This is a genomic window from Nitrospiria bacterium (assembly GCA_036397255.1).
Classification (GTDB): Bacteria; Nitrospirota; Nitrospiria; order DASWJH01; family DASWJH01; genus DASWJH01.
This window is the reverse complement of record DASWJH010000066.1, coordinates 17630-39760: the sequence shown is the minus strand read 5'-3', so window position 1 is coordinate 39760 and position 22131 is coordinate 17630. Positions and strand designations below refer to the sequence as shown.

Genomic DNA, 22131 nt, shown 5'->3' with positions numbered 1-22131 from the left:
TAAAAAACAGATTTTCCAGGGGTAAAATTCCAGGCATTCAAGTTTTGCTTCTTCGTGTTTACAAACTATCATCCCCTGTACAAATCCCAATGCTCCCTCATTTCCAGGGATGTAAATCATGGGTTGATTTAGGAAAAGAAATTCCCCTCCTTAACTTTCAGCCGGTTCTTGAGGACAACGCATTTTATCACCAGGTAAAACAAATAAAAAAAATTTGCGATGGGGAATAAGACCCTTCCGATAATAATTTCCTGTTCTAAATAAAGGGTCTCTTTACTTTCAAAATAGCCCGTGTCATAATTTGGAATGAAAGAAAGGTATAATCCCATGGAAGCCGTTCGTGTCCGCTTTGCCCCCAGCCCTACCGGATTTCTCCACATTGGAGGTGTTCGAACAGCCCTTTTCAATTGGCTTTTTGCAAAACATCATGGGGGAAAGTTTTTCCTGAGAATAGAGGATACGGACCGGTCCCGCTCCACACCCGAAGCCATTGAGGCCATCACCCAAGGATTGTTATGGTTGGGTTTAAACTGGGACCCATGGGCAGAATGGCCCTCTGAACATGTTTTGCAAACCGATCGGTTGAGCGTTTATCGATCAAAAGTAGAGGAGCTTTTATCCAAAGGGTTAGCTTACCGGTGTTATTGCCTACCTGAGGAGTTAGAGCAAAGAAGGAAAGAGGCCATTTCAAAAGGAAAACCGCCCCGATATGACGGGAGGTGTAGAAACCTCCAATCTCCCCCTTCACAACAAACCTCCGCCATCCGCTTTAAAAATAATCCCGACGAACAGACAGTCATCCATGATTTGGTTAAAGGAAAGGTTATCTTCGAAAACAGTACCTTGGATGATCTCATTTTGTTCCGCTCCGATGGAACCCCCACCTACAACCTTTCTGTTGTGGTAGACGATGGAGACATGAAAATATCCCATGTGATTCGGGGAGATGATCATCTCAATAATACCCCAAAACAAATACAACTGTTTCGGACCTTCGGTTATCCGGTACCAAAGTTTGCTCACCTTTCAATGATTTTAGGCCCTGACCGGAACCGTTTATCAAAACGACATGGGGCCACTTCGGTTCAATGGTACCGGGACCAAGGGTTTCTCCCAGAGGCCTTGATCAATTACCTGGTCAGACTAGGCTGGTCCCACAAAGACCAAGAAATTTTTTCCATTCGAGAACTGATTGAAAAATTCTCTTTTGAGCAGGTGGGTTCTTCTGCAGCGGTGTTCAACCCCGAAAAGCTTATCTGGTTGAATGCCCATTATATTAAAACGGGAGAACCAAAACGATTAAAAGAGCTTTTCATTTCTTTTCTTGCAAAAGAAGGAGATATATCTCAAAATGAAATTGAGCAAGACCCCCGAACCGAACAGATCATTAAAGCCCTGCAGGAGCGTTCCCGGACATTAACCGAAATGGCAAACTCGGCCATTTGTTTTTTCAAAAAACCTGTCATGGAAGAAAAAGCAAAAGGCCAATTTCTCACCCGCGAAAACCTTTCCCTGATCCAAGCTTTAAAAGAACGTTTTGAAACGGTAACCCCCTTTTCTCATGAAACCTTAGAACCCGTTTTCAAGGAAATCATGGCTCAATTTGGTGTAAAAATGGCCAAATTGGCTCAACCCCTTCGAGTGGCCCTTACCGGAAAAACCGTGAGTCCCGGAATTTATGACGTATTATGCCTCATAGGGCAAAAAGAAACGGTGAATCGTTTAGAAATGGCCACAAATATAATTCAACAGAACAAGGCAATGTAAGTTAATGGAGAAAACCCCAAAAAAAGCCCGTCATATATTTGTGGTTTCCGATGCCACTGGTGAAACCGCCGAACGGATGACCCAAGCGGCCCTTTCCCAATTTACCCATACTCGAACCGTGGTTACATGCCACCGTTATATCCGGAACAAGCAACAACTGGAAGATATCCTCATAAAAGCCAAGGCGGAAAATGGTCTTATTCTCTACACCTTGGTTTCTGATGATATTCGAAAAGCACTTCGGGAAAGAACGGTTGCCCATGAAATCCCTGCAGTGGACCTGATGGGCCCTCTTCTCACCACCATGGCAGGTTTTCTTAGAACCTCCCCTCAATCTCTCCCCGGCCTTCTCCATAAGGTCGATACGGAATATTTTCTTCGTATCGAAGCAGTTCAATTTACGGTAAAACATGATGATGGACAAAATCTTCCAACCATTGACCAAGCAGATATTATTTTGGTTGGGGCTTCCAGAACTGCAAAAACCCCCCTTTCCATGTATCTGGCCCATTACGGTTTTAAAGTCGCCAACATTCCGATTATCTTGAATCTCCCCCCCCCTCGCGATCTATTTTTGATTGAACCCTCACGTGTTGTTGGCCTACTGATTGATCCAGAGCGTTTGATGGAGGTTCGTCAGGCTCGCCTTAGGAAATTAAAACAAAGCGTAACAGGGTATGCGGATTTGAGCTTGGTTTCCCAGGAACTTGATTATTGCAGAGAACTATATAACCAAAATAGAGGATGGCATATACTGGATGTTACCGGGCGGGCAGTGGAAGAAGTGGCGTCGGACATTTTATCCATCCTTAAGGGAAACAATCCCCTTCAAAGTCAAAAATCAAAGTCAATATCCTAAAAGGAAAAACGTTTATAATTCAGAGGAACAAGAATTTTTTTATGCGGAAATGCTCGAATTTAATGTCCACACAAAAAAGCAAACTTTCCCTCCCAGGAAGGAAAACATGGAGGGGTGGAATTCTTTTGATTTGTTTTTTTTTAACGGCTTGTCAATCCGACCCCACCAACCCTTCATGGAATATCACCTTTGCCAAAGCAGAAATTGATAGGTTAATCCATGAAGGAGAGAAAATGATGGTTTTGGGTAAAGAGGGGAAATTGGAAGAAATGGCTTCTGTGGCAAGAAGAATAAAAAATATTTCAAAAGAGACGCAAAAAGCCATTCCCCCCACACTTTCCGAGGGAAACCATTCAATTCGACATTTAAAGGTAGTATTGGACGAGATAGAATCGGTTATTGTGCATAGCCGAAAAGGACACAAGGAAGACTGCCTCCTGCATGGGGAAAGAGCGCTGGGCCGAATCAAAAAAGCCAAGGAACATATGGATAAACTTTAAGGTTGTTCCTCCTGCTCCTTATTTTTTCCTAAAACATCCACCAGGGTCCACTGTTCTCCACCATTTCTGGTCATAAACAAACCCCCTTGGGTCCCGGCATAAATCGTTTTTGGATCTTTTGGATCCATTGCCATTGACCTTAGAACCATGTGGGTTAACCCGCTACTCGAAAGAGTCCAATTCCGACCCCTATCATGACTTTTATATATCCCTTTTCCGGTTCCCGCAAATAAAAGGTTGTTATCCAATGGATTGATTAGGACCGAAGCAACAAACCTTGCACCACTATTCAAACCATAACTGGATGTTTCCCAACTTAACCCATTGTTAGAAGTGGTAAAAATCCCATTGGTTGTTCCAATAAATAATCGTTGGGGATCCTGATGATCTAAAACAATTGAATTTACCCCTAACCTCATCGCGGTCCCCACCTCCCCTTCAATTAATCCTTCGTTTATTTTGATCCAGGTTTTTCCAGCATTCAAGCTTTTGTACATCCCACCACTGGTTCCACAATAAAGTGTATTGAAATCCTTCGGTGAAAAAATAATTGGTACAACATAAACACTTTCCATCCCTTTTACAGTTTCATGCCATTCTCCTCCTGCATTGGTACTTTTATAAACACCAACGGTGGTCCCAATAAATAAAACGTTAGGATCAAAAGGATGAAAGACAATACTGTTAACCACTGAGACATGCTCTTTTAAACCAATGTTAGCCCGATGCCACTGCTGACCTCCATCAACGCTCTTGAAAATGGCTTCAGCAAATGTTCCGGCATAAACCGTAGAGGAAAGAATCGGATCGATGGCCAATGATCTAACATCAGACGTTTCTAATCCTTCATTCATAGGAGACCATGTTTTTCCACTATCTCGGGTTTTATAAACTCCCTGTTTCATTGCTACATACACGATTCTGGATTTGCTGGGATGAATGGCGATAGCGGTGATGGTTGGCTGTCGGTTACACCCGATAAAGAAAAGCAAGATCCATAGGGAGAAAAAAATTTGAAAAAAAGATTTCCGCCTCACACATCCTCCACAAAAAAATCCCTTAAACCACACCGCTAAAACCAATTCAATGGAAACCGTTTTCTTATTTCTTCTGGGTTAAATAAAAATAAAAAAGATATATGTTGGGGATTCAATAAAGGAAATACAATCCTGGGAAGGATTTAAAAAAAAGTTTTTACAACTTTTGTGAAAACCCTCCAAGCAGAAGGTTCCCAGAGACCAAATCTGCCCCAATCATTACACCCCGATCCCCAGTTCCCACAAGAAGGATACCGTCAGAGGGAACCGAAATGCTATAAATCGGAGCATCAGGAAGATACCCCTTTGCTTTCTTCCACACGGTTCCACCGTCCTTACTCCAAAATAATCCTTTGGTCGTTCCAAGATAAAGAATGCTATTTTTTGTTGTTTCCCTAACGGCAAGGGTCAAAAAAGAAAGGGAGGAATCGAAAGAAAGGCTGATATCTTTCCAACCCAAGCGTCCCTTATTATTCAGCTCACCCTTGAAAACGGCCTTCTGGTTCCAGGCATAAAAAACATCATTCACTACAGAAACTCCAGCAATGTCTTTTGGAAGTGGGTTTGAAAGAATTTTGGTCCATTCATTCCCTTTTTCTCTTTTAAAAATATCCTGCTCCCCCACACCATAAAGAAACCCGTCAGAATCCATTGAAAGGCCTTTTATTTTTTTCTGCTCACCCTCTATTTCCACCGGATTCCAGGAAACCCCAGAAGCACTACGGCTAAACAACCCTTTGGCTGTTCCCACAAACAAAACGTCATCCCCGGTGATGATAAACGAATTAATCGCCTGGGGCCCTAACCCTTCATCTAAAAGAATCCATTTCCTTTTGGCCCGATTGGCCAGGTAAACTCCTGCATTGGTTCCCGCATAAAGAGTACGTGATCGGTCATGAGCCAGAAAAAAAACCTCCGATGTTTTTAAACCTTGATTCATCTGGAACCATAAATTCCCAAAATCTTTTGTGTGATAAACTCCCCCCCCTCCGGTGGCAGCATAATACCCCCGTTCTTCGTTTACCGCCACTGATTGAACTACCTGATATAAAAGCCCCTTATGAAGATATTCCCAATCTTTTTCACCAACCTTTTTCCTATACATTCCTACGGGAGTTCCAACAAAAAGAGTTTCATTTTTCCCTAAAAGCATACTTTGAACACTATCCTCTTCCATTCCTTGACTAATCAGGTTCCAATCTTTCCCACGATTTGAACTGTTATATACCCCCTGTCCTGTTCCAACATAAATACTGTGTTCCCCAGAAAGTATAATCCCCCGAATCGACAAATTACCTAGTCCCCTATTCAGGTCCTCCCAAACCTCTCCTTGGGTGGGGGTTTGGAAAATCCCGCCACCAAAAGTCCCGGCAAACAGGGCTTTCCTTTTTTCATCAAAGGTAAGAACCCGAATAAAATTCTCCCGGAGACCCTCGTCATCCCTTAAACCTTGATTCATTTTTACCCAATTTTTCCCTCTATCTCCACTTCTAAACATTCCCCCGCCGGCCGTTCCGGCAAAAATGGTTCCTTCCTGAGACACAGCAATTGACCGCACAAGGTCCATTTCTAAACCTTTATTTGCCGGACTCCAGCGTTTTCCCCCATCTTGACTGATAAAAACCCCTTTACCTGTTCCCGCATAAATATCTTGATTTTGATCCATAACCAGAACCGGGATCTGGGTATTGGTTAATCCGTCGTTACTAGAAACCCATTTTGCCCCTTGATCATGACTGATAAAAACCCCACCTCGTATGCCTCCAGCGTAAACTGTATGGTCCGGCCCTACCATAAGGCTCAAAATAAAAAGATCCTTGAGACCCTTTTTTACCGCTTTCCAGGAATCTCCCTCATCCATACTTCTGTAAATGCCATCCCCGAAAATACTTGCATAAATAGTCCCATCCGGTCCTTTTGCAAGTGCTTGGACACTGCCCCCTCCAACGGGTCCATTGGTTCGATACAAAGTGACTTCCCCTTGTTGAGGTTGATCAAAACCTTCCTGGTCGGCAAGATATTTAAATTGGGTGAGTTGTTGAAGAGGAGGTCCCTCGCACCCCTGGGGAAATCCCATAGTGGACAAACAAAGGAAAAGGACCCAACCGAAAATTTGAATATTCCTTCGTTTAACTCGAACCCTGGGTTTTAATCTCTTCATTTTGACTTACCCTAAAAAAACTGGAAAAACCCTGATTATCTAAAAAGGTGGGTCATTGACTCATTGAAAGGAATTATTCAAGTTGCCCAAAAAAATAATATGAGATCCCAAAAAATATGAGAATGACACCCGCGGCCCGGACCAGGATCATTGCGGCCCTACCCCACGTCGGGTCCACTTGGGCTTTTTTCCACAACCTTTGAAATAACATTGGTAAGAGGAAAAAATCAAAAACCCCGAAAAAAGCCAATATTAAACCAAAAATTTGATTATTAGACATCCGGCAAATTCAACGAAAATCGTAAATGACAATCCTTATGACAAGAACCTGTGGCCCTCAAATACCATCGTTTTTACCTTAACCTCACCCCCCTCTACAAAGATGATTCGTCTTTTTCCGGGGAGGTAAAGGGTATCGATAATGGCATGGTGATCGGTATAACTCTCAACCTGCTTTATAGAATGATCTTGTGGGTTAAAATAAAATACCGTGTACCGAGTGGTCAAATGTTTTCCGTTCAGAGTTTTTAAGGAATCTTCAACATTAATGGTAAATCGGACGGGTCCCATGCTTCGATTAATCTGAGTGATTTGCCCATTTCTAATTCGATATTTGGATTTGAGCCCGTCCCCGTGAATCAGAAGCAGTTGTCCCAAGGGGTTATGATCATCTCCCCCCAGGGTTAAAACATAACGGCCATCGGACTCTTCAAATTGCCGGGGACCCCGATGAACAGCCATCATTCCAATTTGTCCTTGTGCCCAAGTTTGAAGGGCTTCATCAGGAAGGGAGAGGTTCACTTCCTGCGGGGTCTGTACCGTAACATTCCCGGAAAAACTTTTTCCGTTGTCCACCACAGTCAAATCAGCAGAAAAACCTTTAAATTCTTTTGTCCACCGATAGGTATTTTCAAAAGCTTGACGAAGAAGCTCACGTGCCTTTGGTTCATCTGAAACTTTAATCTCTTCTTTTTTATTTTCATATTTCATCATGCCAATTCCTCCTTGAGTCTAATTTTTTATGATCCTTAACAAAACTTATGAAAACCTAAAGGGATCCTAAAGATATGGGGACCACCGCCCAAACGGTTCTCGCGGGGTCCGGCCAATCATAAGCTTCTTTTAAGAAAACCCTTGGATCGGGTTTAACAATATCTTGAAACCGGATCGATCCGTTTACCTTGATGACAACGGGTTTTTCAAAATTGACCAATTGGTCAGAAAGCAGCACCTCAAATTCACGGATCCGCTCAGTCGTAATCTCTAACCGATTTTCCCCAAACACCTCTCCCCGGAGCCGTGCAAATTGTCCTGCTTTAATAGCCTCCCCTTCAGACCGATCAGTATAGGAAGCCCAAAAAGAGGCAACATCTTCCACTCTTCGAACACGGATCCAATTGTTTCGTCCGATATGATCACGATCATGAACAATGGAAAGGTTTTGGTTTAGGGAGGGTCGGGTCTGTTTAGCCAACCATTTGAAAAGAGCTTGGGTCTCTTCTTCGGGAAAAAAATGGCCGCCGGCTTGGGGATGTTCATAATGATGCTCCCGGTAAAGGACATTTAACTTTTTTTCCTTCATATATTTGCTAACCCCTTGGCTGAATTTTGGAGGCATCACCCGGTCCTTAGATCCATGAAGAAGGTACATGGGGGTGGGATTTAAATTATCCAAAAGGGGGAAAAGAACCTTTGGAAAAGCTCCTGACATTGGAAAAAGGCCAGCAAAAAGATCGGAATGATTGGAACCGATTAAAAGGGTCCCAACTCCCCCACTAGACATACCTCCCAAGAAAATACGGTTCATGTCCAATCGATAGTTCAACATTAATTCCTTTATCAGAGCAAGGATAAATTTTTCGGCTCCAGGAGTCCACCACTCACCCATTGAAATAGTAGGACACACCACCATAAACTCAGATCCAAAACGGGATACCCATCGGTCCAAATAAGCGGACCCCGTAAAACCTGTTCCATGAAGAAGGATGACCACGGGTTGAGGTGTTTGATGCGAATAATCCTGAGGAATAAAAAGAGAATAATCTTGTTCAATCTTCCCCACTTTTAATTTCTCATGAGGAAAACTGCCGGTCCTGAGGGGTCCAGAGGGTTTTAAGGTTTGCAGGGCACCCCTTAGATCAGAAAAGGAATTTTTTAAAAGTTCACTCCTTAAATGTTTGGTTTTTTCTTCATCGGTTTCCCGAAGGTAAGCGAAAAGGTCGGATTTGATTTGGTTTTCATCCACCTGGGTAGCCAGGGTGGTACCGTTGTCATAAAATAAAAAGAAAAATAGGAAGGAAAAATAAAAAACGCATACAACCTTCATTAGAAAGCTCCTGTTATTTATATTTCAAGGGACAACCAGGAACTGGGAGGTGAGACAAGCCCCTTCAAGAAGGTTCTTAGGAATTGTGAAAGGAGATGGGATCTTTTTCCTCTAGGAGCTCCGGGGGCAACGCAAAACTAACCTCTTCCTTAATGGCCTCCACCTCCCGGATATCCGAAACGCCCATTTCTTTAAAAAAGGAAATCACTTCTTCAACCAGATGTTCGGGAGCCGACGCACCGGCCGTAATTCCAACACATCGTACCCCATTCAACCAGTCTGGATTGATTCCTCTGACATCATCAATGAGGTAAGATTTTGCACCCGCGGCTTCTGCTACTTCTCTTAAACGATTTGAATTGGAACTGTTTGAAGACCCCAGGACGAGAACCAATTCCGCTTCATGGGCAATCTGTTTTACAGCGGTTTGTCGGTTTTGGGTGGCATAACAAATATCCTCTTTGGCAGGTGCATTGAGTGCAGGAAAACGCTCTTTCAAGGCTGAAACCACTTCTTTTGTATCATCAACGCTCAAGGTCGTTTGGGTAATCACTGCAACTTTATCAGGATTAGGAACGCTCAATGTCATCGCCTCTTCCGCATTTCCAACCAAACGGATATTCTCGGGAGCTTCACCCATGGTTCCAATGACCTCATCATGGCCTTCGTGCCCAACCAAAAAAATGGTATGGCCTTCCTTCGCATAACGAACTGCTTCATGATGCACTTTGGTTACTAAAGGGCAGGTGGCGTCTATGACCTTTAGCTTTTTTTCTTCGGCATATTCTCGAACCTCAGGAGAAACCCCATGAGCGGAAAAAATTACCCGGGCACCTTCGGGAACCTCTTCTAACTCATCCACAAAAACAGCCCCTTTGGCATGAAGCTCTTTCACCGCGTGGCTGTTATGTACAATTTCCCTTCGAACATAGATAGGGCCAGGGTAGATCTGAAGAGCTATCTCCACAACATCAATCGCCCTTTCCACACCGGCACAAAAACCACGGGGTTTTGCTAAAATCAATTTTTCGGGTTTCATTCTTTGTGTCTCTCCCTGAAGATAAACTTCCAACACCCTACAATGAGATCTTTCCAAAGTCAAGTTATTTTGGGCCCTTCAAACGAACCTGTTTAGGATCTTTTTTGGATAACCTTTTCTTGTCAACCCCCTCTTGACATCCTTTCCCGGGAAAGCATATGATCCCTAAAAATTGAACGGGCTAACTACTGGGGGTTCCCGGTTTAAGAATTTTTATTTCTTGACGGACCTTTTCCTTTCGCGTTCCAACCGAAGAAGCACAATACTTACAGAGATATTCAAACAGCTGACCATCTGGAAGCACCAACAATAGTTTTTCACGAACCGGCACGGCCTGAGAACATTTTTGGCAAAACAGAGAAGCCGCTCGAAGGGATTCAAAAGTTTCCCGCTTGGGTTTAGAATAACGCACTGGGCCTCCCTTTCTTGAATTGAACAAAATGGTTTCCTCTCATTTCAAAAACCACCCTACCGCATCTATTCTTATTATAGGGAACGAAATTCTTTCTGGAAAAACGGAAGATTCAAATTCAAAGTTTCTATGTCTCGAACTCCGAAAACTGGGTGTCACTGTGAGTAAGGTCACTATTCTCCAGGATCTTGAGGATGAAATTGCAAGGGAAATAGAACAGGCCTCAAAACAATTCTCCTGGGTTTTTACCTGCGGGGGGGTAGGACCGACACATGATGACGTTACCATAAAAGGAATTGCCAAAGGGCTCTCCCGGGGCCTTTTTCCTCATCCAGACTTATTACAAATCCTTCATGAACGGTATGGAAATTCTTTAAACATGGCCCAACAAAAACTCGCTCAAGTCCCTGAGGGAACAGTTCTGATTTTTGGGGAAAACGGAAAATTCCCTGTCCTCAATCTGGAAAATATTTTCATCCTACCCGGGGTCCCTATAATTATGCAAAAAAAATTTACCTTAATCAAGAGCCGTTTTCAAAGCATGCCCTTTTCTATCAAACGGATTTTTGTTAATGCTTACGAAGAAGAAATCGCCCATATCCTAGATCAGCTAGTGGAGGAATTTCCTGAACTTCTGCTGGGATCCTATCCTCACCTAAATCAAGAAAACTATAAAGTCCTCTTAACTCTGGAGTCGAAAGACCACAATTTATTAAATAAATCCTTTCATAAATTAATAAACATTCTTCCAGCAAACTTCATTTATAAAAGTGAATAAGTTTTTGCATGGAAACCTGTTTTAAAAAAAAATTTACCCCAGTACATGAATTGAAAACCGTTTTCGATTTTCAGCGGTAAACTTCCAGCCCAAACGCTTTTCAAAAACAATTTCAAAATCTCCAATTTTTAAGGCTTCAAACTCTAATCCCCTCATTCCAGCATTGTATGTTGATGTTTCCTGATAATCATCATCTAATAGGATAAACGCCTCTTCATCGAAGATCGGTGCCCAGGCTTCTCCCCTGTCCCGATCTTCCCATATCCTAATTTTAAATGGATTTCCAATTTGGGTTTCAATTGTTTTTTGTTTGTCTTTGGCAACCCCGTCCATCTTAAAGTTCCTTCCTGCTTTGGTAAAGCCACCCCGTTTTCCCTTTCCGAACCAGGATAAAACAAAAACATTTTATCATTTTCTGGTTTGGGTGACAACCCGCAAAAACCATTGATTAAAGAAACCGCATCCGGCCCAAACAATGGCTTCCCCATTTAGAAGCGTGCGTTCCAAAAGACCCAAAATACACAGTTTATCCAAAAAAGGTTTTGGGTTTTCCAAATCGAATTTTTTTCCAACCATTGATGGATTCACCGGCCCCCCCTTTTCAATGAGAAAGTATAAAATTCCCACCAGGGTGTTTTTTTCAATATCTTGCCTGAGGTGGTCAAAACAGCGCTGACACCATGCCTCCCACTGAGGAGAACATTTCTCTAAAATCATATCCAAAGAGGATTTTCCGGTTTGGCACAAAGTTTCAATGATGGAATGGAGAAGAAATGGGTGTTTCCCGGTTAAATCAAATACCTGCTGTTGAGAAAACGATACCCTATTGGAAGGAATGATGCCATCCAACATGGAACGGGCCTCTTTCTCCGTAAAAACGGCGAGGGGTACCAGCCGCACTTTTTCTCCAATAGGACTTTTTTCTTCCAAAAATTTTTTATACCATTCAATATTCCCCGCCCACACAATACTCCAGGGAACACACAAATAAGATAATCCTAAAGGACCCCTCAACCGCTTTATCAAATCTTGGCCCGGGTGGTCGATAAAAAATTCACAATCATCCAACAATAAAATTAAATGATCAAACCCCAGGCCTTTCGGTCGGGTCCGTTCCACCAATCGGCACAAAGAATCGGACAACGAAGTGAGGGTCCAATTGGGCCTATCCCGAAGGGATAGATAAACCGGAATAGGTGGAAATTTATCGAAGGCGGGTCCTTTATCGATCAAATTTCTATAGACCTGTTGCAAAAGAGCGGTTTTTCCCAGAAAAGGACCTCCGGAAACCAGAAAAGACTTTCCTTCCATCGTTCCCACCAAAAGGGTCCGGGCTATTCCCTCCCTTCCAAAGTATTGTGCCTCTTCCCTTCCCATTTTTTAAAAAGTTCCCTCATATTTGGGACCTTTGATGGATACAAAGTTTTTCTCTACTATTCTTTTTTCCAATCGGTTTCACGCTTTTAAAAGGGCCTGTTAATAAAGAACCGATTGGGGGGGGACTAAGGAGATTTACCCCAAAAAACAATCCCATACATTGAGTTGAAAATTTTCATATTACTCTACCTTGACTGAAAAGAACAAGGAAGATTACAATACCTTGAGAATAGGAATTTATGATGATCTTAAATATCGAGGAAAATCCAAATTGTGAAACCGCCGAAGGAATTCGCTTTAAAACAGTGGGGCCTCCCCGACCCATAAAGCAGGTTAAAATGTATGATCAAGATCCTGAAGGGACCTTGTGTCAAATTACCGGTTGGTCAGATGACCCAGAAAATCCAGTTTGCCCCGCGTATTCACAAAAAGTAGAGGATTCAGGAGATGGTGAGGCGTTTCTCGTTTTTGGGGGGGCATGGGGGCTTCGCTTAAAGCCTATAGGTGACGGGGACCAAGAAAAGGAGGGGGAATGGTCTCTCACAAATCCGGAACAATGGGGCGAGGCCTATCTGATCCTAAATGACCGGGAGGATCTTACTTTCTTCGAATAGGTTTTTTTTTTCTTTTTAATAGAGGAGGACCTTTACTCAGCCCCCTTTCCCAAAGGGATTCCTTTTCTCCATATCGCTTCGAAACCCATCTGGAAAGAACAAAAAACCAATCACTTAATCGATTAATATAAATAAAAACGTGAGGGTTTATTTTGTCTGAATTTCCCAAACGAAAAATCTCCCGTTCCGTTCTTCGGCAAACCGTTCGACAATGGTGTAAAAGGCTGCTGATAATTCCCCCACCAGGAAGGACAAAAGATTTTAAAGGCAAAACCTCTTTTTGATACAGATCCATTTCCTGTTCCAACCTTCTGATTTGTTCCTTTTCTATCTGGGGCATTCCCTTAATAAAAACTTCTTGGGGAGTTGCCAATTCACTTCCCGCATCAAACAATTCATTTTGTATGACCCTCAATTTAATTTCAACCTCTTTGGCTTCTACCCTCTTTATTTTTCGATTAAACGCCCGTGTCATTCCCACAATAGCGTTGAGTTCATCCACACACCCATAGGCCTCAATCCTTTGTGCGTCTTTTGGGACCCTCTTACCTCCAACCAATGAGGTCGTTCCCTGATCGCCTGTTCTGGTATAAACCCTACGAATACGTATAGCCATTTTTAAAATTAAAAGTGGAAAGGGCGATTGCCATATGAAATGGTTTCATTTTGATAAAGGATTTGAGAATTTAAAAACGTTTGATAAGATAACAAGATTTAAGGGAAAGGTTCAAGTCCTACCTTACCTGAAATTTTCCCTTGTGCCTGCTGAATAGCGATATTGGTATTTTAAAGGATAGACGGCTTCCAGAAAAGTCAAAATGCATCTGCGGGGAGTAACAGTCAATAGGGTTGAGAGATCTAAGGGTTCAAATCGAGCTGTTTCCCATTGAAAATTCCCCTCAGGGCTCATGCCACACTCTCCAATGATTAAAAAAAATTCCTCTTTTTTGCTACAGGGCCCGGAAACCAAACAATCCCTTACATTCTCCAACCCCATAAAAATCCGGCTTAAAAGTAATATTCCATTCCCTTCTACTCCGGGAATAGGAGGAGATAAATGAAACCTTAGGTCGGAATAGCTTTTAGCGGTCCTAAAATATTTCTTATGGGAAAACCCCTGTGAAACATGGATGGCCACACCCCCATTCTCCCTCTCGGAGATTCTGACAACACTTCCACTTCCCAGCATGACCAACAGCATTAAAGGTTGCATATCTTTACTCCTGAACCTACTTTTAAATATACTATACCCAATCCAACTTGTCGAGAATTTTATAAAAAAACCAAAAACTAAGAAAATACCAACCAAAACACATTGGTCAAAAAATTTTCGAAGTCAAAAAAAAAAAACCGAAAGACGATCTAGACCCATTGACAATTAATGGTCACCATCCTTAGGATGAGGGAATGGGAAGGAAAAATCAGAAACTAAAAACCACAACCTTCATCATATCCCTGATCTTAATTTTTATCGGTTTTTGGGGCCTAAGGGAAATATATTCTACCCCCAACCCCTCTCAAAAAAAACAGGGGATCATACCCCATGGTCTTGAAACTCTTGTTTTACCTTCGGGTTCTATCCTTTATGCTGAAATCGCCGACACTTTTTCAAAAAGGAAACAGGGCCTCATGTTTCGCAAAGACCTCCCCTCGGATAGAGGAATGTTGTTCTTTTACCCAAAGCCCGGTGGGTATCGGATTTGGATGAAAAACTGCTTTATTTCACTGGATATTCTTTGGTTAAATTCCAATAAAGAAATTATTGAATTGAAGGAAAATGCCCCCCCCTGTCAAAAAGACCCCTGTCCAATTTATGGAACCACCCATAATGCACAGTATATTCTGGAAGCTGCATCCGGAACGATAAAAACCCACCATCTTGTCCTAGGTACCCGATTTCAATTTAAAGAAAGGAAAGTAAAAAATTAAAATCCAACCCAATGGGGCAAACCAGAGAACGAAATCCCTAGGACGGGTACAGCAATCAGATAAACCACTAACGTGATGAGTAAGGCCCCGATCAGATTAAGCCCTAAGCCCGCCTTGGCCATCTGTGTAATTGAAATGTAACCACTCCCAAATACAATGGCTGTGGGTGGGGTAGCCACGGGAAGCATAAAGGCGCAGGAGGCGGCCATCGCGGTGGGAACCATAAACAGCATCGGATTGACTTCCATGGCCACGGCCATGGAACCCATTATGGGCATAAAGACAGTGGAGATCGCTGTATTAGAAGTCACTTGCGTCAAAAAGGTCATTACCAAGCAAATCCCCAAAATGACCAAAACGATGGGCAATCCCTCTAAAACAGCCAACCCCTCTCCAATCCATTGGGAAAGCCCACTGGACTGGATGGCAGAGGCCAAGGCAATCCCACCTCCAAACAGGATTAGAATTCCCCAGGGAATCTCTTTGGCATGCTCCCAATCCAAAACAAATTCCTTTTTTTTTAAATCCACAGGAAGGATAAATAAGATTAAAGCGGCTAAAATAGCCACGGTGGAATCATTGACATGGTTTTCTAAACCAAAAAGAGGGGCCCAACCGGGAATCGTAAATGCCCCCACCTCTATATTCTTTCGAAAAACCCAACCGATAATTGCTAGGATAAAAATAACCGAGGTAAATTTCTCTCCTTTTGTCATCAGTCCAAGTTCTTTTCGTTTGTTTTGAATCAGCTCCTGGCCTCCTGGAATTTCCGCTAATTTGACGGGAAGCGCAAATCGGGTCAGATAAACCCAAGTCAGGGGAAGAAAAACAAGGGTCAACGGCAACCCGACCATCATCCACTTGAAAAAAGTGACCTCGGGGGCCTCCGGATAAAGCGTTTTGATGGCACTTGCAAAAACAATATTTGGAGGAGTCCCAATCAAAGTGCCAATGCCTCCGATCAAGGATGCATAAGCGATGCTTAAAATCAAACAGGAAGCAAAATTTTTGTAATCAAGATCATTTTCAGATGGGCTCAGTTTTAAAGCGTTTTCAACGTGGAATAAAATCGCCAACCCGATGGGAAACATCACCATCGTAGAAGCTGTATCCGAAATCCACATGGATAAAAAAGCCGTAGCAGCCATGATTCCAAAAATAATTCCTCGAGGACTTGTTCCGACGAAAGAAATAATGGATAGGGCCATTCGCCCATGAAGATTCCATTTTTCAATGGCCTTGGCTAGAAAAAAACCTCCCATAAAAAAGTAAATGTAATGATGACCATAGGAAGAGGCCAAATCCCCCGCCCTCATAATGCCCAAAAGAGGAAAGGCAGCTAAGGGAATCAGCGCTGTGGCATACAAAGGAATAGCCTCGGTCATCCACCAAAAGGCCATTAAAAAAGCAATCGCAAGTACTTTTTTGCCTTCTGCACTTAACCCTTCCATGGGGAACAAACCGAAAAAAATTAGGGTTAAGGGAATCCCCCCCCACAGCCCAATCTTTTGACGAAGTGAAAAAAATGTTGTTTTCATTTTAAAAAAAGATGGTCAGCAACACCTTTTGGTTAGTGGGGAATTATTGTCGGTCAGGGGTTTTATCTTTGAAATTGAGATGAGATTCTAAAAGAAGCTTTTCCAATCCCGTATTGCAAGAACGGCCGTCATGAAGCCGGGATTACCCTTGTCGAACCCGGTGGGCCTGTAAAACCCCTTCGACCTGTTCAATTTTTTTAAGAACCTTATCCAGGTGAGCTTTATTTTGGATATTGACCACGAACTTTAAAACAGCTCGCTGGTCATCGGTTGTATTAATTTGAGCATGACTAATATTTGCCTTAGCGGAACTAATGGATGAGGAAACACTTGCCAAAAGCCCCGGGCGATCCACCGTAAGAACGGAAATTTTAACGGGATGCATGACCGTTCCCTCGGTATCCCAATCCACATCCATTAGACGGTCTTTATCGTAATCCAATTCATCAATGTTGGGACAATCTACCGAATGAATGGAAAGTCCCCTACCCCGCGTAATAAACCCGATGATCTGGTCTCCCGGGACGGGATTACAACACTTGGAAAAATGAATCAAAATATCCCCCACCCCTTTTATTTTTACCCCCTGTTGGGGAAGACCTATTTTTCGGGCCAGCTTTTCTTTTAAGCCTTCTTTTAATTTTTCATCCGAAAGCAATCGGTTGACAACCTGGTGGGGAGAAACCCTTCCATAACCAAGAGTGACAATCAGTTCCTCCACGTTTTCAATTCCCATTTCCTTTCCCACATTTAATAATTTCTCGGACTTAAAACACTCACTGGGACTCAGGTGGTTTTTCCTCATTTCCCGTTCCAAAAGCCGTTTACCAATTTCCAAACTTCTCTTACGCTCTTCTATCTTTATCCAATGTTTTATCCGAGCCTTGGCCCGGGAGGTTTTGACAAATTTTAACCAATCTTTACTGGGGGTATGGATGGGAGTGGTTATGATTTCCACTCGGTCCCCACTCTTCAAAGGGTACTTCAACGGCACAATCTTTCCATCAATTTTTGCCCCCACGCAGCGATGGCCGATCTCGGTATGGATACTATACGCAAAATCAACCGGGGTAGACCCTTTCACCAATTCCTTAACCTCCCCTTTCGGGGTAAACACATAAACAACATCTGGAAAAAGGTTAACCTTCAAAGAATCCATAAATTGCCGTTGATCCGCCAATTCATGCTGCCACTCCACCATTTGGCGAAGCCACGCAAACACCTTATCATCTTTGGAATCAATTTTTCCCTTTTCCTTGTATTTCCAATGAGCGGCAATTCCCTCTTCCGCAATGTGGTGCATTTCCTGGCTCCGTATTTGGAACTCTACCCTCTCCCCTGTAGGTCCATGGACGGTGGTATGAAGGGATTGATACCGGTTAGATTTCGGAACCCCTATATAATCTTTAAACCGCCCAGGGACCGGACGCCAAAGGGAATGAACCATCCCAAATATGGCATAACAGTTCACAACTGAATCAGTAATAATTCTGACCCCGGCCAGATCATAAACTTCGTCAAAGGGAATTCCCTGACGTTCCATTTTCTGATAAATTCCGTAAATATGTTTTGACCGGCCTACCACCTGACCGGGCAAACCGTATTCTTTAAGACTCTTTTTCACCACTTCAATCACTTCCTGAAGATAACGCTCCCTTTCCTCCCGTTTCTTAGCTACTTTTTTACTCAGTTTTTTATAGACCTCGTTTTTTAGAAAAGAAAAGCAAAGGTCTTCCAGTTCACTTTTAATCCAACCAATTCCTAAACGGTTGGCAAGGGGGGCATAAATATCCAAAGTTTCCTGGGCAATTCTTTTTTGCTTGAGTTCGGGAAGGTGTTGAAGGGTTCTCATATTATGCAAACGATCAGCTAATTTAATTAAAATCACCCGAATATCCTCAGACATAGAAAGAAGCATTTTTCTAAAATTCTCAGCTTGTCGTTCTTCATGGGTGGTAAAACGGATTTTACTGATTTTAGTAACCCCTTCGACCAATAAAGAAATTTCAGAACCAAACTCTTTTTCCACTTCCTCGAGGGAAAGGTGAGTATCTTCAACAGTATCGTGCAAAAAACCCGCCACAATGGAAGGAACATCCAACTTCAAATCAGTAAGAATGGAAGCCACCTCAATGGGGTGTTTCACATAAGGCTCCCCTGAGCGTCGGGTTTGTCCCTGATGGGCTTTGGCCGATACCTCAAAGGCCTTGCGAATATTTTCAACTTCAGCCTGGGGATTGTAGGACAACACCCTTTTGATTAATTGTTCAACCGATTGTTCCATTTCTTTTTACCCTTTAGGACACATCTAAATACGTTTTTCTTCCACCGAACCCATTGGATTTCGCAGGTCCCGGATTCGGAGCTGAAGTTTTTTTTCACCCCTCCAAATATCCTGAATTAAAGAGAAAGCCATATCAATCCGAACCTCCTGCCTCAGAAGATTGGAAAAAACAGATCCCATTTGAAATCCGATTGCGTCACAACTCAGGGTTCCCCTTTGAACCCGCATTTTCAAATGATCTTTCCCGACTACTCTGGGGAATAAGGGTTCTAGAGACCTTGTCATAAAAACCGGTTCCGGATTGGCAGCCCCGTACGGGGATAGTGTTTCGAGCTCATCCGTAAGCTGCAGATTTAAATCATCCAGTTGGACCTCTGCATCAATCATCAGGCAAGGCTCCAATTCCTCTGGAGTTAGCGTTTTTTCAACAAGGGATGAAAATTTTTCCCGAAGAGAATCAATTTTTTCGGCCCGGATGGTAAGCCCTGCAGCATATTTGTGGCCCCCAAACCCCTCCATAAGTTCTGAACATTGGAGCAACCCTTGATATAAATGGAAAGAGGGAATACTCCGAGCGGAGCCTTTCCCCACCCCATCTGGATTAATGGAAATAATAATCGTTGGACGGTAATATCGCTCTACCAATCGTGAAGCAATGATTCCAATAACCCCAGGATGCCATCGCGGGGAGGCCAAAACCAACGCTTTTTCCTTATCAAAATTAACCTCCGCGGCAATTTTTTCATTGGCTTCCTTAAGAATTTCCGCTTCAATTCGCTGGCGCTCCTGATTTTGTTGATTTAAGTAAAGGGCTGCCCTTTGTGCTTCCTCCGCGGAAGAGGTGGTTAATAGAACAACACCTTCATTGGCATTGGCCATCCGCCCTCCGGCATTGATTCGGGGGCCCAAAACAAACCCTACCGTTCCCACATTCACTGGACGGTTATTCACCCCGCACACTTTTTTAAGGACATCTAACCCCAACCGCGGGGTTTGCGAAAGCACCTTCAAACCTTCTTTTACAAGGAACCGATTTTCACCCCGAAGGGGGGCAACATCAGCAATCGTACCGAGTGCCACCAAGTCCAAATAGGGAATTAACCGTTCATCCAAAGCGGGACGGGAGTTCTCCATTTTAAGGAAATACCCTTGAACCAATTTAAAAGCAATACCCACCGCACATAATCCAGTGAAAGGATATTCCCCATCCTCGCGGTGGGGATTAATTAAGGCATAAGCGGGAGGGGTTTCCGGTGGAGGTTGATGGTGATCCGTTACAATTACATCCATTCCATTTTCCTGCGCCCATGAAATCTCCTTAACGGAGGTCGTTCCACAATCGGCCGTTATAAGTAGTTGGACTCCTTCATTGACCAGGTTTTGAATGGCGAATAGGTTTAAACCATATCCTTCAGCTATACGGTCAGGAATATAATAGTCCACTCTTTTCCCCAGGGTTTTAAAAAATTCTAAATAGAGAGAGGTGGCCGTGACTCCATCTACATCATAATCCCCATATATAACGACTTTTTCCCCCTTTTGGAGGGCCATTAATATCCGGTCCAAGGCTTTGGAAAGGTCCGGCAACAGAAAAGGGGGGTGAAGAGAAGATGGGCCGGAATTTATAAAGTCCTGGGCTTCCTCCGGGGAGGTTATGCCACGGTTTATTAAAATTCTGGCAATAATGGGGCTAACTTTCAAAGTGTCACTTAATATCCACTGAAGATCTTTAGAGCCTTCTCGCTTCTTCCAACTTTTTCCTAATCTCATCATCTACCTCTTTCGAACCAAAGAAACCGAAGATCTTAAGGAATGCCCTTCTTTTCCTGATTTTCCAGGAAGTGGCCCATTTTTTAGGCACCCTTCCTCTATCCAAGCATCGATCAAATCCTTTTTAAAACGCCATTGCCCGGAAATTTTCATCGATGGAACACCTCCCTTCCGTGCCAGCTTATAAATCGTCCTTTCATCTACTTGTAAATAGGCCCCCACCTGGCGGGCCGTCATAATATCTGGAATCATTTTTCCCCTCCATAAACGCGGATTCTTAAATAACCAGGAAAAACAAAAAAAAACAAAATTTTACACTTTTTTCCACTTTTTTACTCCATTTTACCCTATCGAAAGTTTATTATCCAGGTCAAAGAAAAAGGGTTTAAGTCCGTTCTCGTAAAAAAATCCTTAAGGGAACACCTTTAAAGGAGAAAGCCTTTCGGATACCATTTTCCAAATAACGCACATAGGAAACCTTGACTCCCACCTTTCGTTTTATAAAAACGACAAAGGAGGGAGGCTTTATCCCCACTTGAGTCATAAAATAAAACTTTACCTCCCTGCCCTTGTAAAGAGGATGAGGGTACTCGGAAACTAATTTTTCAAACACCCGGTTTAAATCTGCGGTCCCAACCCGCTTTTCGTATTCTTGCATCACCCCCTGAATGTTCTGAAAGAGGGATTGTATGCCTACCTTTTTTTTTCCTGAAATAAATAAAACCGGGGCAAAAGTTAAAAAAGGAAAGTGCTTTTGGATCCAATCCGCTTTCTCCTTTTTAAATTTCCCAAAATCCGAAATAAGATCGATTTTGTTTAAAACAAGAAGACACCCTTTCCCTTCGGTTTGAATGGCGGTTGCAATTTTGGTATCCTGGTCAGTGATTCCCTCCACCGCATCCAATAGGAGAAGAGCAACGTCACATCGTTTCAAACTCTGAAGGGCCCGCTGAACACTATAATATTCAACATCTCCTTTCACCTTGGACCGCTTTCGAATTCCAGCCGTATCAATAAAAAGAAACGTTTCCGTTTGGTGGATCACCTGTGTATCAATGGAATCCCGAGTAGTCCCGGGAACCTCACTGGTCACCAACCGTTCTTCATCCAACAACGTGTTAATAAGGGTTGATTTTCCGGTATTGGGTCGGCCCAATACCGCTACTCTTATATTGGGATTAAAATCGATTTTTTCATTGTCCCCTAAGTAAGGAAAAAGGGCTTCCATCAAATCACCAATCCCACGTCCATGCTCAGAAGAAAGAGGGAAAAAGGTGACCTTACCCAACCGGTAGAAATCTGAAAAATTTTTCTCACTATTTTTTACATCTACTTTATTCACCCCATAAAAAAGTGTCTTTCCGCTTTTGCAGAGCATTCGGTGGATTTCTTGATCCAAAGGGGTTAAACCCTCTTTCCCATCCATTAAAAAAATTAAAAGATCGGCCTCCCCTATAGCCAGCTTCACCTGGTGCATAACCGCTTGTTCCATTCCCCGTTTTTTCTCCGAAATTACTCCTCCGGTATCCAAAAGGAAAAACTTCTTTCCATCATAGGAACAACCCTGGATATTCCGATCTCGGGTAACCCCGGGCTCATCTTGGACAATTGCGATTCTTTTTCCTAATAACCGGTTAAAAAGAGTTGATTTTCCAACATTGGGACGGCCGACAATTGCAACTTTCTTCATGTTATTCAAGACCTTTTAAAAAGAGTGGTACCCAAAGAAAATGGTGCGTG

Annotated in this window: 21 protein-coding genes; 6 read left to right on the top strand and 15 right to left on the bottom strand. The window is 42.9% G+C overall.

Going from position 1 to position 22131, the window contains the following annotated elements; all coding sequences use genetic code 11:
* Positions 1–327: 327 nt before the first annotated feature.
* From gltX to VGB26_08890, 3 genes are all read left to right on the top strand, one after another.
* Positions 328–1767 carry a glutamate--tRNA ligase gene (gltX, locus tag VGB26_08900; protein ID HEX9757905.1) on the top strand — a complete coding sequence of 480 codons (1440 nt, stop codon included), beginning with the start codon at positions 328–330 and terminating at the stop codon, positions 1765–1767.
* Between the two features lie 4 nt (positions 1768–1771).
* Positions 1772–2626, top strand: a complete 855-nt coding sequence (locus VGB26_08895) for a pyruvate, water dikinase regulatory protein (GenBank protein ID HEX9757904.1) — start codon at positions 1772–1774, stop codon at positions 2624–2626.
* Positions 2627–2751: 125 nt separating this feature from the next.
* Complete coding sequence (locus VGB26_08890; GenBank protein HEX9757903.1) at positions 2752–3126, top strand: hypothetical protein; 375 nt, start codon at positions 2752–2754, stop codon at positions 3124–3126.
* On the opposite strand, the gene VGB26_08885 is transcribed toward VGB26_08890, so the two are convergent.
* From VGB26_08885 to VGB26_08860, 6 genes are all read right to left on the bottom strand, one after another.
* The gene (locus tag VGB26_08885; protein ID HEX9757902.1) at positions 3123–4163 is read right to left on the bottom strand and encodes a hypothetical protein; all 1041 of its coding nucleotides are present in this window, start codon (positions 4161–4163) and stop codon (positions 3123–3125) included. The two genes, VGB26_08890 and VGB26_08885, sit on opposite strands and share 4 nt — an antisense overlap.
* Before the next feature lie 157 nt (positions 4164–4320).
* A complete protein-coding gene (locus VGB26_08880; protein HEX9757901.1) occupies positions 4321–6324 on the bottom strand; it encodes a hypothetical protein in 2004 nt (667 codons plus the stop codon).
* Positions 6325–6639: 315 nt separating this feature from the next.
* Positions 6640–7317, bottom strand: coding sequence for a DUF3386 family protein (locus VGB26_08875; GenBank protein HEX9757900.1), 678 nt, complete (start codon positions 7315–7317; stop codon positions 6640–6642).
* Between the two features lie 55 nt (positions 7318–7372).
* Entirely contained in the window at positions 7373–8650 is a 1278-nt protein-coding gene (locus VGB26_08870) for an alpha/beta hydrolase-fold protein (protein ID HEX9757899.1), read from the bottom strand.
* A 76-nt stretch (positions 8651–8726) separates the two neighbouring features.
* Complete coding sequence (locus VGB26_08865) at positions 8727–9689, bottom strand: 4-hydroxy-3-methylbut-2-enyl diphosphate reductase (protein ID HEX9757898.1); 963 nt, start codon at positions 9687–9689, stop codon at positions 8727–8729.
* 181 nt (positions 9690–9870) lie between these two features.
* Positions 9871–10101 carry a hypothetical protein gene (locus VGB26_08860; protein ID HEX9757897.1) on the bottom strand — a complete coding sequence of 77 codons (231 nt, stop codon included), beginning with the start codon at positions 10099–10101 and terminating at the stop codon, positions 9871–9873.
* A 28-nt stretch (positions 10102–10129) separates the two neighbouring features.
* Here VGB26_08860 and VGB26_08855 point away from each other — a divergent pair, with 28 nt between their 5' ends.
* The gene (locus VGB26_08855) at positions 10130–10879 is read left to right on the top strand and encodes a competence/damage-inducible protein A (protein ID HEX9757896.1); all 750 of its coding nucleotides are present in this window, start codon (positions 10130–10132) and stop codon (positions 10877–10879) included.
* Between the two features lie 33 nt (positions 10880–10912).
* Here the strand turns inward: VGB26_08855 and VGB26_08850 are convergent, their stop codons facing one another.
* Positions 10913–11212 (bottom strand): protease inhibitor I42 family protein, encoded by a 300-nt coding sequence (locus VGB26_08850; protein ID HEX9757895.1) that lies wholly within the window; start codon positions 11210–11212, stop codon positions 10913–10915.
* Positions 11213–11287: 75 nt separating this feature from the next.
* The gene (locus tag VGB26_08845; protein HEX9757894.1) at positions 11288–12256 is read right to left on the bottom strand and encodes a hypothetical protein; all 969 of its coding nucleotides are present in this window, start codon (positions 12254–12256) and stop codon (positions 11288–11290) included.
* A 239-nt stretch (positions 12257–12495) separates the two neighbouring features.
* On the opposite strand from VGB26_08845, the gene VGB26_08840 reads away from it, so the two are divergent.
* Positions 12496–12870, top strand: coding sequence for a hypothetical protein (locus tag VGB26_08840; GenBank protein HEX9757893.1), 375 nt, complete (start codon positions 12496–12498; stop codon positions 12868–12870).
* Here the strand turns inward: VGB26_08840 and VGB26_08835 are convergent.
* Positions 12854–13486 carry a cob(I)yrinic acid a,c-diamide adenosyltransferase gene (locus VGB26_08835; protein HEX9757892.1) on the bottom strand — a complete coding sequence of 211 codons (633 nt, stop codon included), beginning with the start codon at positions 13484–13486 and terminating at the stop codon, positions 12854–12856. The two genes, VGB26_08840 and VGB26_08835, sit on opposite strands and share 17 nt — an antisense overlap.
* Before the next feature lie 123 nt (positions 13487–13609).
* Complete coding sequence (locus tag VGB26_08830) at positions 13610–14083, bottom strand: hypothetical protein (GenBank protein HEX9757891.1); 474 nt, start codon at positions 14081–14083, stop codon at positions 13610–13612.
* Positions 14084–14277: 194 nt separating this feature from the next.
* Between VGB26_08830 and VGB26_08825 the strand changes: the two genes are divergently transcribed.
* Complete coding sequence (locus VGB26_08825; GenBank protein ID HEX9757890.1) at positions 14278–14799, top strand: DUF192 domain-containing protein; 522 nt, start codon at positions 14278–14280, stop codon at positions 14797–14799.
* Here the strand turns inward: VGB26_08825 and VGB26_08820 are convergent.
* The 5 genes from VGB26_08820 to der form a co-directional block, all read right to left on the bottom strand.
* Positions 14796–16250 carry an SLC13 family permease gene (locus VGB26_08820; protein HEX9757889.1) on the bottom strand — a complete coding sequence of 485 codons (1455 nt, stop codon included), beginning with the start codon at positions 16248–16250 and terminating at the stop codon, positions 14796–14798. The two genes, VGB26_08825 and VGB26_08820, sit on opposite strands and share 4 nt — an antisense overlap.
* Positions 16251–16479: 229 nt before the next feature.
* On the bottom strand, positions 16480–18621 hold the full coding sequence (locus tag VGB26_08815; GenBank protein ID HEX9757888.1) for a bifunctional (p)ppGpp synthetase/guanosine-3',5'-bis(diphosphate) 3'-pyrophosphohydrolase: 2142 nt from the start codon (positions 18619–18621) through the stop codon (positions 16480–16482).
* A gap of 24 nt (positions 18622–18645) precedes the next feature.
* Positions 18646–20394, bottom strand: a complete 1749-nt coding sequence (recJ, locus tag VGB26_08810) for a single-stranded-DNA-specific exonuclease RecJ (GenBank protein ID HEX9757887.1) — start codon at positions 20392–20394, stop codon at positions 18646–18648.
* Positions 20395–20643 carry a helix-turn-helix domain-containing protein gene (locus tag VGB26_08805; GenBank protein HEX9757886.1) on the bottom strand — a complete coding sequence of 83 codons (249 nt, stop codon included), beginning with the start codon at positions 20641–20643 and terminating at the stop codon, positions 20395–20397. It lies immediately after the preceding gene.
* 133 nt (positions 20644–20776) lie between these two features.
* Positions 20777–22081, bottom strand: coding sequence for a ribosome biogenesis GTPase Der (gene der / locus VGB26_08800; protein ID HEX9757885.1), 1305 nt, complete (start codon positions 22079–22081; stop codon positions 20777–20779).
* Positions 22082–22131 lie beyond the last annotated feature (50 nt).